Here is a 10,292-nt window from a genome sequence, read left to right as displayed (position 1 = left end):
CGCCGGGGAGGGCGCGGCGGGCCTGGGGGTCGCCTTGCGGGGGGCGGGCTTGGCGGACTTGCCGTTGCCACCGCCCTGCTGGAAGGCGTCTGTCAGCTTGCGTACTACGGGCGCTTCGATGGTCGAAGACGCCGAACGGACGAACTCACCGAGTTCCTGGAGCTTGGCCATGACGACCTTGCTCTCGACACCGAACTCCTTGGCGAGTTCGTAGACCCGGACCTTAGCCACTTCGCTCCTCTGAGGTCCGGGTTGCGTCCGGACCGTCGCTAGTTCATGGGCGTACTCATCGCGTACTCATCGAGTGCTCATCGCAATCTCGACCTGCTTTCGACTCGCGAGGTACCAGGCCGCACGGGGTTCCGTGCGGCACGTCTTCCTTACCACGTTGCTCACATGGTGCCTTCAGCAACCTTGTGCCTGCTCGACGTAGCGGCGCAACGCCTTTACATCGAGCGGACCCGGGACGCGGAGCGCCCGCGGGAACGCCTTGCGACGCACTGCCTGGTCGACACAGACCGTGGCGGGATGCACGTACGCACCCCGGCCGGGCAGCGTACCGCGTGCGTCGGGGACGCACGCGTCCTCGATCACCACGGTCCGCAGCAGCTGGCTCTTGACCGCTCGCTCCCGGCACCCCACGCAGGTGCGCTCAGGGCGTGCGCGGCTAGATGTCCGGCCAGACACTCCTCAGTCTACCTCCCCGGACCGACCTCACCCCTTTGGGGCAAGAATCGAACACATGCCGTGCACCAACCTGTCGTGATCTCAGCGACGGGCGGCTTGGATCTATTCCCCGTTCCCGGCCGGGCCGCGGGGCGCTGTTCTACTCCGCGGGACGCTCGGAGGGCTGCTCGGTGTCCGGCCGGATGTCGATCCGCCAGCCGGTCAGCCGGGCCGCGAGCCGGGCGTTCTGGCCTTCCTTGCCGATCGCCAGCGACAGCTGGTAGTCCGGCACGATCACGCGCGCGGAACGGGCCGCCAGGTCCACGACCTCGACCTTGGAGACGCGGGCCGGGGAGAGCGCGTTCGCCACCATCTCCGCCGGGTCGTCCGACCAGTCGACGATGTCGATCTTCTCACCGTTCAGCTCGCCCATCACGTTGCGGACCCGGCCGCCCATCGGGCCGATGCAGGCGCCCTTGGCGTTCAGACCCGAACGGGTGGAGCGGACGGCGATCTTCGTGCGGTGGCCGGCCTCGCGGGCGATCGCGGCGATCTCGACGGAGCCGTCGGCGATCTCCGGCACCTCCAGGGCGAAGAGCTTCTTCACCAGGTTGGGGTGCGTGCGCGACAGGGTCACGGACGGGCCGCGCACACCCTTCGCCACCCGGACGACGTAGCTGCGCAGCCGCGTGCCGTGCGGGTAGGACTCGCCGGGGACCTGCTCCTGCACCGGCAGGATGGCCTCCAGCTTGCCGATGTCGACGAGCACGTTCTTCGGGTCGCGGCCCTGCTGGACCACTCCGGTGACGATGTCGCCCTCGCGGCCCGCGTACTCGCCGAGCGTCGCGTCGTCCTCGGCGTCGCGCAGCCGCTGCAGGATGACCTGCTTGGCGGTGGTGGCGGCGATACGGCCGAAGTCGGACGGGGTGTCGTCGAACTCCCGGGCCTGCTGGCCCTCTTCGAGGTCGTCGGGGTCCTCCTTCGCCCACACGGTCACGTGACCGGTCTCCCGGTCGAGCTCCACGCGCGCGTGCCGGCGGCTTCCCTCGGTGCGGTGATAGGCGATGAGGAGGGCCGACTCGATCGCTCCGACCAGCAGGTCGAAGGAGATCTCCTTCTCCCGTACCAAGCCCCGCAGGGCGCTCATGTCGATGTCCACGGCTACGCCTCCTCCTCTTCCGTCATGTCCTTCTGGTCCTTCTGGTCCTGCTTGTCCTTGCGGTTGAACTCGACCTGGACGCGCGCCTTGTCGATGTCGCCGAAGGCGAGCCTGCGGGTGGTGGCCTTGCGGCCCTTCACTCCGGGCACCTCGAGGTCGAGTCCGTCGTCGTCCACGCCGAGGATCCGGGCGACCAGTTCGCCGCCCTCGTGGAGCTGGAACCGCACCAGGCGGTCCACGGCCCGCGCGTAGTGGCGGTGTTCGGTGAGGGAGCGCTCCGCGCCCGGGGTCCCGACCTCGAGGGTGTACTCCGCCTCGCCCATCGCGTCCGTCTCGTCGAGCTTCGCCGAGAGCGCGCGGCTCACATCGGCGATCCGGTCGAGGTCCGCACCGGTGTCGGAGTCGACGACGACACGCAGCACACGCTTGCGTCCGACCGAGTCCACGGCGATCTCTTCGAGGTCCAGACCCTGGGAGGTGACGAGCGGCTCCAGCAGCTCTCGCAGCCTCTCGCTCTGGGTGGTGCTCATCCGGGTGACTCCTCGGCCGCGTGTGCTGTTGTGGGATGGGTCGCGTGTCAGGTCAAAGGGTATCCGGTCGCGGGGGGTGTTGCCGTCCACCCGCGACCGGCGGTGCCGCTGAGTGGTGCCCGGGCGAGGCCCGGGTACCGTGATCACGGGCGTGCCGCGCCGCTGGTCCCCGCTCTTCCCGCCGCGCGCCCCCGCTCACCCGTCGGTTCCGTACGAGTCTGCCGAGGACGTCTGCCGTGTCGTTCCCCTCATCGCCGCGCCTGCCCTCGGGGCCGCGCCGAAGGAGCCTGCTCGCCTCGGCCGCCGGGGCCGCCCTGCTCGCCGGCTGTACCGGTGGCTCCGGTTCCGGCACCACGGGCGCCGCGCCGTCCGCCGACGAACGGGCCCGCGCCCGTGCGGCGCGGGACAGCGAGGTGCTGGCCGCGCGGTACGACGCGGTGATCGCCGCGCATCCGGGGCTGGCGGCGCGGCTGCGGCCGCTGCGGGACGAGGTCGGACGGCACGCGGAGGCGTTCGGCGGTGCGCGGACCGCCTCCCCGAAGGCGTCGCCGTCGGTCTCGGCGCGGGCCGCCGGGCCGGGGGACGGGTCCGGGGTACCGGTGACCGAGAAGGACGCGCTGGCCGGGCTGGCCGCCGCCGAGCGCGAGCTGGCCGACCGGCGGGCCGGGGAACTGCTGAAGGTGCCGGGCGAGTCGGCGCGGCTGCTGGCGTCGGTGGCGGCGGCCGGGGCGGCGCACGTGTTTCTGCTGACGGAGGGTGACGGGTGAGCGAGGCGAAGGACCGGGTGCTGGACGCCCTCCAGGCGGCGCTGGCGGCCGAGCACGCCGCGGTGTACGGCTACGGCGTCGTCGGCGGGCGGATCGGCGAGGCGCGGCGCACCGAGGCACGGACGGCGTACGACGCGCACCGGGCGCGGCGGGACGCGCTGGCGCGCGAGGTGGGTGACCTGGGCGGCAGGCCGGTCGCCGCGGCGGCGGGGTACGCGCTGCCCTTCGCGGTGCCGGACGCGGCGGCCGCGGTGCGGCTGGCGGCCGAGCTGGAGAGCCGGACGGCCGGGGTCTACTCCGACCTGGTGCGGGCGGCGGAGGGCGAGCTGCGGGCCACGGCGGCCGGGGCGCTGCGGGAGGCGGCGGTCCGGGCCGTGCGCTGGCGCGGCGGGAGCGTAGCCTTCCCTGGGCTCGCCGAGCGGGCCGGCACACCACGGGCCTCGGCGTCACCGACTGCGTAACACGTACGGCAGGCCCCGTACGGGAAGGGAACGGCTCGCGCATGGCTTTCGAACCGCCGCGGCGTCTGGTCAGGGCGCTCGGTGAGACGGCACCGGCCGGTGACGACTGGCTGGAGAAGCTGCCGGAGACGGCGCGGGAGGCCGTGGCGTCGTGCGGGGTGACCGTGGAGCGGGTGCAGGTGCCCGGCGGCCGCAGCAGCCTGGTGCTCCTGGTGCGGCGGGCCGACGGGACGCCGGCGGTGCTCAAGCTGGCTCCCCGCCGGGCCCGGCCCGGGAGCGAGCGGGCGGCGCTCGCCCACTGGGGCGGGCTGGGTGCCGTGCAGCTGCTCGGAGGGGACACGCCGGAGGGCGTGCTGCTGCTGGAGCGGCTGCATCCGGACGTCTCGGTGCGGTCCCTGCCGGAGTCGAAGGCGCTGCTGGAGGCCGCGGGCACGCTGCGGCGGCTGTGGGTGGAACCGCCCGCCGGTCATTCCTTCGAGACCGTGGCCGAGCGGACCGGGCGTCAGGCCGAGGCCATGCGGGCGGGTGCCGCGGCCGATCCGGAGGTGGCCGCGCTGGTGGACGCGGCGCTGGCGGCCCGCGAGGAGTTGCTGGCCGCGCCGCCCGAGCAGCGGCTGCTGCACGGCACGTTCCGGCAGAGCAAGGTGCTCGCCGGGGACCGGATGCCGTGGCTGGCCGTGGGGCCGGACCCGGTGGTCGGCGAGAACGCCTTCGACCTGGCGCGGCTGGTGCGGGACCGGGTGGAGGACCTGATCGCCCAGTCGTCGGGCGCCGCGACGACCCGGCGGCGGGTGAAGCGGCTCGCCGAGTCGCTGGAGGTCGACCAGGAGCGGCTGCGCGGCTGGACGCTGTTCCGTGCGGTCGAGTCGGGCGTACGGGCCCACCGGGTCGGCCGCGAGCGGGACGCGGAGCTGCTGCTGGAGTTCGCGACCTGGCTGTGAGCGGTGTGCGGGGTGCCTGCGGCGCTTGTTCAGGGGTGCCTGCGGCGCCTGTGCGGGTTCGGTGGGGGTACGGGGTGCCTGCGGGCGCCTGTGCGGGTCCGGTGAGGGTGCGCGTAGTGCCTTGCGTCCGGTGGGGGGTCGGGGCCGCGTCGGGGGGTGTCCGTCCTCGGAACGGCGCGGAATCGGTTCCTCAGAAGCAGGCGGGGCGTTGACGCGCCAACCGCTGCGGGCGGACACCCCCCGACACGTCCCCTTCCCGCCGTACGCGGCTGCACGTCGTCGTGCCTCCCCCCGCGCAGGAGAAGGAAGCCGAGCGTGCGGATGCCCACGCCGGGTGTCCGGCGTGGGCGTCCGTGGTCAGCTGGTGAGGCGGGTGAGGGCCTCCTCGACCGTCATCTCTTCGCGCTCCCCGGTGCGGCGGTCCTTCAGCTCGACCACGCCCTCGGCGGAGCGGCGGCCGGCCACCAGGATCTGCGGGACGCCGATGAGTTCCGCGTCGGTGAACTTCACGCCGGGCGAGACGCCCGCGCGGTCGTCCACCAGGACGCGGACGCCGGCGGCGGCCAGCTTGTCGGAGACCTCCAGGGCCAGCTCGGTCTGCAGGGCCTTGCCGGCGGCGACGACGTGGACGTCGGCCGGGGCGACCTCCTTGGACCAGACGAGGCCCTTCTCGTCGGCGTGCTGCTCGGCGAGGGCGGCCACCGCGCGGGAGACGCCGATGCCGTAGGAGCCCATGGTGACGCGGGCCGGCTTGCCGTTCTGGCCGAGGACGTCGAGCTTGAGGGCGTCGGCGTACTTGCGGCCCAGCTGGAAGATGTGGCCGATCTCGATGGCGCGGTCCAGCTTCAGGCCGGTGCCGCACTTCGGGCAGGGGTCGCCCTCGCGGACCACGACGACGTCGACGTACGCGTCGACCTCGAAGTCACGGCCGGCCACGACGTTCTTGGCGTGCGTGTGCTCCTTGTTGGCGCCCGTGATCCAGGCGGTGCCCGGCGCCACGCGCGGGTCGGCGATGTACGTGACCTTGTCGCCCAGGCCCTGCGGGCCGACGTAGCCGCGGACCAGGTCGGGGCGGCCGACGAAGTCCTCGGCGGTGACCAGTTCGACGGCGGCCGGGGCGAAGTGCGCCTCGACCTTGTCCATGTCGACCTCGCGGTCGCCGGGGACGCCGACGGCCACGATCTCGCCGTCCACCTTGACGAGGAGGTTCTTCAGGGTGGCGGAGGCCGGGACGCCGAGGGAGGCGGCCAGGGTCTCGATGGTCGGGGTGTCGGGGGTGGGGATGTCCTCGGCGGCGGGTACGTCCGTCGCGTCGACGGGGGTGAGCGTGTAGGTGATCGCCTCGGTGTTGGCGGCGAAGTCGCAGTTCGGGCAGTCCGCGAAGGTGTCCTCGCCGACCTCGGCGGGCGCGAGGAACTCCTCGGACTTCGAGCCGCCCATCGCGCCGGCGGTGGCCGCGCAGATGCGGTAGTCGAGGCCGAGGCGCTCGAAGATGCGCTGGTAGGCGGCGCGGTGCAGGGCGTAGGACTCGGCGAGGCCCTCGTCGGCGACGTCGAAGGAGTAGGAGTCCTTCATCAGGAACTCGCGGCCGCGCAGGATGCCGGCCCGGGGGCGGGCCTCGTCGCGGTACTTGTTCTGGATCTGGTAGAGGATGACCGGGAGGTCCTTGTAGGAGGACGCCTGGTCCTTCACCAGGAGGGTGAAGATCTCCTCGTGGGTGGGGCCGAGGAGGTAGTCGCCGCCCTTGCGGTCCTGGAGGCGGAACAGCTCGGGGCCGTACTCCTGCCAGCGGCCGGTGGCCTCGTAGGGCTCGCGCGGCAGCAGGGCGGGGAGCTGCACCTCCTGGGCGCCGATGGCGTCCATCTCCTCGCGGACGATGCGCTCGATGTTGCCGAGGACCTTCTTGCCGAGCGGCAGCCAGCTCCACAGGCCGGCGGCGGTGCGGCGCACGTAGCCGGCGCGGACCAGCAGCTTGTGGCTGAGGACCTCGGCGTCCGCCGGGTCGTCGCGCAACGTCTTCACCATCAACTTCGACATGCGCTGGACCGGTGCGTTGGCCATGGTTCTCGTGTCTCCTGCTGCGTAAGGGTGGTGCTAGGAGGTTAGCCGGGCGGTCCGGTGCGGTGGAAATCGGTTATGGCCTGCGCAGCGGGAGGTGGGCGCCCATCACGGCGTACGGGCGGGGTGCGCTGGGGAAGAGGACCTGGCGGGCGAGGTCGGTGTAGCCGAGGGAGCGGTAGAGGCCGCGGGCGGGGCTCTCGGTGTCGATCGCGGAGAGGATCGAGCGGGGTTCGGCGGCGGTGTCGGTGATCGTGGTGATCAGTGAGCGGCCCGCGCCGCGGTTCTGGTGTGCCGGGTGGACGTGGAGTTCGGTGATGACGAAGGAGTCGTCGAGCCAGGCGTCGTTGTGCTGGGCGCGGAGGTAGGGCTCGACGACGGTGGACCACCAGTGGGCGCGGTCGTTGGGCATGCCGTAGACGAAGCCGACGAGCTCCCCCGCGGGGGTGGCGGCGCCGAGGGCGCGGGCGCCGGGGTAGGTCATGTGGCGCTGGACGATCTGGCGGCGGACGGCCACCTCGTCGGGGCCGAGTCCGAAGGCGGCGGCTTGGACGGCGAGGGCCTCGTCGACGTGGGCCGACAGGTCCAGGGGGCCGATGACGAGGTCCATGGCGGGGAGCCTACAGGGGCGGTTCGGCTGTGTGGCGGGCGTGATCGGCCGGGGTACTCAACTGCTCGCCTCCTGTGTCGTAAAAGTGTGCGTAACCATGCATGGGTGAGTGTCGTTGTCGGAGTGCGAATCTGACGGAGTGGGCGAAGGCGCAGGGCGTGCATCCGCAGACCGCGTATCGCTGGTTCCGTGAGGGGACGTTGCCGGTACCGGCTCAGCGGGTCGGGCCGCGCACGATCCTGGTGAACGTGGAGGGCAGCGCTGCACCGGAAGCGGTCGGCGGCCTGGGCCTGTATGCCCGGGTCTCCTCCCACGGCCAGAAGGACGATCTTGAGCGTCGGGTGGCGCGGCTGACGCGTTGGGCTGTGGCCACCGGCCGTTCCGTTGTGCGGGTGGAGGCGGAGATCGCCTCCGGCATGAACGGCGCCCGGTCGAAGGCGAAGCGGCTGCTGGCCGACCCGGCCGTGACCTTGGTCGTGGTCGAGCACAAAGACCGTCTCGGCCGTATGAACGTGGACCTCGTCGAGGCCGCCCTGTCCGCGACCGGCCGCCGCCTGGTCGTGCTGGATGACGGCGAAGTCGAAGACGATCCGGTGCAGGACATCGTGGACGTGCTGACGTCGTTCTGCGCCCGCCTGTACGGCCGCCGCTCGGCGAAGAACCGCGCCCGCAAGGCGCTGGAGGCCGCCGAGCATGGCTGAGCAGACGCGGAAGCCGCTGCGCCAGATCGCCCGCCCGTTCATCACCGACGGTCCCACCGGGGTCAGCATCCGCGATCGCCTCAAGGGCCTGACCGGCGAGGACGAGAAGGTCTTGCGCGCCGTGGGCGAGCACATGGGACGCCTCGCCTGTGCCGACCTGAGCCGCCGGTGCCGTGACGGCCTGGACCACTCCACCGACACCTGGGCCGCGCGGCAGCGGGACCTGACCGCCCTGTCCTCGTCCCGGTGGGCCGGATCGGTCACCTCCCACACCCACGACCAGTGGGGCTTGTCCCGCCGCGCCCAGCACGCTCACCTGAAGTCCCTGGACGCCGGTATCCGCACCATCCGGCACCGGCTGTCGCTAACGCGAAACACGGCCGCTACGTCCTCGCCGCCCGCGTCGCCTTCCCGCACCGGGGCGACCAGTGGCGCGACCGCGTCACCTGCAACCGGGCCGTGGCCTACCGCGTCCACCACGGCACCGCCTCCGGCCGCTGGTACCTGGACGCCTCCTGGACCCGCAAGGGCCTCCCCGCCATCGGGCTCGACGCGCTGCGCAGCGGGGGCGTGATCGGCGTGGACACCAACGCCGGCCACCTGGCCGCCTGGCTGCTGGACGAACACGGCAACCCCGTCGGCAGCCCCCGCCGCTTCGACTACGACCTCACCGGCAGACTCCGCGCCCGGCTCCTGTCGATGTGCGCCGAGGCCGGTATCGGCGTGATCGCCGTCGATCCCGCCTACACGTCCATGTGGGGCGCACAGCACTGGCAAAAGCCGCTGACCAGCAAGAACAGGAAGACTTCCCGACACGCCGCCGCCTCGGTGGCGATCGGTAGGCGCGCCCTCGGACATGCGATCCGGCGACGGACGGCACCGCCCCACGACGACCAGAGTGATCGTCGTGGGCATCGGACCGCCCAGGCCGGACCGCGTGACCAGGGGCGTGAGGAAACCCGCCCCCGCGTACCCGGACCACGTACCCGATGCGTGCAGCCGGACGCGGCAGGAACGCGGGCGACCAGCGCATCCAGAACCGTTCGGAATGCGCCAGTTGAGCCGGTATGGGTCCAAGACTCACTCCTGCTCACTGATGAGGAACGGTCAGAACAGGACGCTCATGAAGGAGCCGACCTCCTGGAAGCCCACGCGCCGGTACGTCCGCCGGGCCGCCGTGTTGAAGTCGTTCACGTACAGGCTCACCACCGGGGCCACGTCCGCCAGGGCGTAGCGCAGGACGGCCGCCATGCCCGGGGCGGCGAGTCCCCGTCCCCGGTGTTCGGGGGCCACCCACACGCCCTGGATCTGGCAGGCGCGGTCGGTGGCGGCGCCGATCTCGGCCTTGAAGACGACCCGGCCTTCGCTGTCGAAGCGGGCGAAGGACCGGCCGGAGCCGACGAGTTCGGCGACCCGGGCCTGGTAGAGCAGGCCGCCGTCGCCGGCCAGCGGGGAGATGCCGACCTCCTCGGTGAACATCGCCACACAGGCCGGCATGATCCGCTCCATCTCGTCCTTGCGGACGCGGCGGACGTAGGGGTCGGGGGCGACGTCGGCGGGCATGCGGTCGGTGACCATGAGGGGCTGCCGGGCGCGGACCTCGCGGGCCGGGCCCCAGCCGGGTTCGAGGAGCCGCCAGAGCTGGGCGGTGGACTCGGCGGGGCCGACGATGGAGGAGCAGCGGCGGCCGGCCCGCCGGGCGCGGTCGGCGAAGGCGCGGACGGCGCGGGGGGTGGCGCAGATGGGGACGAGGTTGGCGCCCGCGTAGCACAGGGAGGTCAGCATGCCGTCCTCGTACCAGCCCCACATCTCGCCGCCGAGGCGCCACGGGTCGAGGCCGACGATCTGTACCCGGGCGGTCACGAAGGCGTTGGCGACCGGCTCGCGGTCGAGGACGGCGAGCGCGGCGTCCAGGTCGCTCGGTTCGAGCACGCGGGAGGTGGTCTGCGTCAACACGTGCGGGGGCCTCACCCTGAGATCTGCTGGTCCCCGCACTGTACCTGCCACGCATATGCCGCGCCGCCCCCTGGGGCGACGCGGCAGCGGTGGGCTGGATCAGCCGGCGACGGCGACGGAGGGTTCGCCGGAGGCGACGCCGTCCTTCTCCATCTGCTCGGCGATCTTCATGGCTTCCTCGATGAGGGTCTCCACGATCTTGGACTCGGGGACGGTCTTGATGACCTCGCCCTTGACGAAGATCTGGCCCTTGCCGTTGCCGGAGGCGACGCCGAGGTCGGCCTCGCGGGCCTCGCCGGGCCCGTTGACGACACAGCCCATGACCGCCACGCGGAGGGGGACCTCCATGCCCTCCAGGCCGGCGGTGACCTCCTCGGCCAGCTTGTACACGTCGACCTGGGCGCGGCCGCAGGACGGGCAGGAGACGATCTCCAGGCCCCTCT

Annotated in this window: 12 protein-coding genes and 1 pseudogene; 5 read left to right on the top strand and 8 right to left on the bottom strand. The window is 72.5% G+C overall.

Going from position 1 to position 10,292, the window contains the following annotated elements:
* The 4 genes from JHAT_RS32760 to rimP all read right to left on the bottom strand — a co-directional run.
* Positions 1 to 231, bottom strand: a 231-nt coding sequence (locus tag JHAT_RS32760) for a translation initiation factor IF-2 N-terminal domain-containing protein (protein WP_143660582.1), incomplete at its 3' end; no start/stop codon positions are given.
* Between the two features lie 174 nt (positions 232 to 405).
* Positions 406 to 687 (bottom strand): YlxR family protein, encoded by a 282-nt coding sequence (locus JHAT_RS32755; protein ID WP_077801911.1) that lies wholly within the window; start codon positions 685 to 687, stop codon positions 406 to 408.
* A 139-nt stretch (positions 688 to 826) separates the two neighbouring features.
* Entirely contained in the window at positions 827 to 1,825 is a 999-nt protein-coding gene (gene nusA, locus JHAT_RS32750; RefSeq protein WP_077801910.1) for a transcription termination factor NusA, read from the bottom strand.
* Between the two features lie 2 nt (positions 1,826 to 1,827).
* A complete protein-coding gene (gene rimP, locus JHAT_RS32745; RefSeq protein WP_077801909.1) occupies positions 1,828 to 2,355 on the bottom strand; it encodes a ribosome maturation factor RimP in 528 nt (175 codons plus the stop codon).
* Positions 2,356 to 2,591: 236 nt separating this feature from the next.
* On the opposite strand from rimP, the gene JHAT_RS32740 reads away from it, so the two are divergent.
* The 3 genes from JHAT_RS32740 to JHAT_RS32730 are packed head-to-tail and all read left to right on the top strand — an operon-like array spanning position 2,592 to position 4,524.
* Positions 2,592 to 3,122: a hypothetical protein gene (locus JHAT_RS32740; RefSeq protein ID WP_077801908.1), complete on the top strand. Its 531-nt coding sequence runs from the start codon at positions 2,592 to 2,594 to the stop codon at positions 3,120 to 3,122.
* The gene (locus JHAT_RS32735) at positions 3,119 to 3,583 is read left to right on the top strand and encodes a ferritin-like domain-containing protein (protein ID WP_077801907.1); all 465 of its coding nucleotides are present in this window, start codon (positions 3,119 to 3,121) and stop codon (positions 3,581 to 3,583) included. The genes JHAT_RS32740 and JHAT_RS32735 overlap by 4 nt, the downstream gene beginning before the upstream one ends.
* Before the next feature lie 41 nt (positions 3,584 to 3,624).
* A complete protein-coding gene (locus tag JHAT_RS32730) occupies positions 3,625 to 4,524 on the top strand; it encodes an aminoglycoside phosphotransferase family protein (RefSeq protein ID WP_077801906.1) in 900 nt (299 codons plus the stop codon).
* A 357-nt stretch (positions 4,525 to 4,881) separates the two neighbouring features.
* On the opposite strand, the gene JHAT_RS32725 is transcribed toward JHAT_RS32730, so the two are convergent.
* Positions 4,882 to 6,585 (bottom strand): proline--tRNA ligase, encoded by a 1,704-nt coding sequence (locus JHAT_RS32725; RefSeq protein ID WP_077801905.1) that lies wholly within the window; start codon positions 6,583 to 6,585, stop codon positions 4,882 to 4,884.
* 73 nt (positions 6,586 to 6,658) lie between these two features.
* Positions 6,659 to 7,192, bottom strand: coding sequence for a GNAT family N-acetyltransferase (locus JHAT_RS32720; protein ID WP_077801904.1), 534 nt, complete (start codon positions 7,190 to 7,192; stop codon positions 6,659 to 6,661).
* 101 nt (positions 7,193 to 7,293) lie between these two features.
* Here JHAT_RS32720 and JHAT_RS32715 point away from each other — a divergent pair, with 101 nt between their 5' ends.
* Together JHAT_RS32715 and JHAT_RS35675 are read left to right on the top strand one after the other, a co-directional pair.
* On the top strand, positions 7,294 to 7,893 hold the full coding sequence (locus JHAT_RS32715) for an IS607 family transposase (RefSeq protein WP_077801903.1): 600 nt from the start codon (positions 7,294 to 7,296) through the stop codon (positions 7,891 to 7,893).
* A pseudogene (locus JHAT_RS35675) lies at positions 7,886 to 8,991 on the top strand (transposase); the annotation flags it as partial. The gene JHAT_RS32715 and the pseudogene JHAT_RS35675, both read left to right, overlap by 8 nt.
* Positions 8,992 to 9,000: 9 nt before the next feature.
* Here the strand turns inward: JHAT_RS35675 and JHAT_RS32705 are convergent.
* Entirely contained in the window at positions 9,001 to 9,849 is an 849-nt protein-coding gene (locus JHAT_RS32705; protein WP_077801902.1) for a GNAT family N-acetyltransferase, read from the bottom strand.
* A 99-nt stretch (positions 9,850 to 9,948) separates the two neighbouring features.
* Positions 9,949 to 10,292, bottom strand: a 344-nt coding sequence (locus tag JHAT_RS32700; protein ID WP_171991174.1) for a flavodoxin-dependent (E)-4-hydroxy-3-methylbut-2-enyl-diphosphate synthase, incomplete at its 5' end; no start/stop codon positions are given.

It is taken from the genome of Streptomyces sp. JHA26, from assembly GCF_002005565.1.
GTDB lineage: Bacteria > Actinomycetota > Actinomycetes > Streptomycetales > Streptomycetaceae > Streptomyces.
This window is presented reverse-complemented; position numbering and strand designations above follow the sequence as displayed.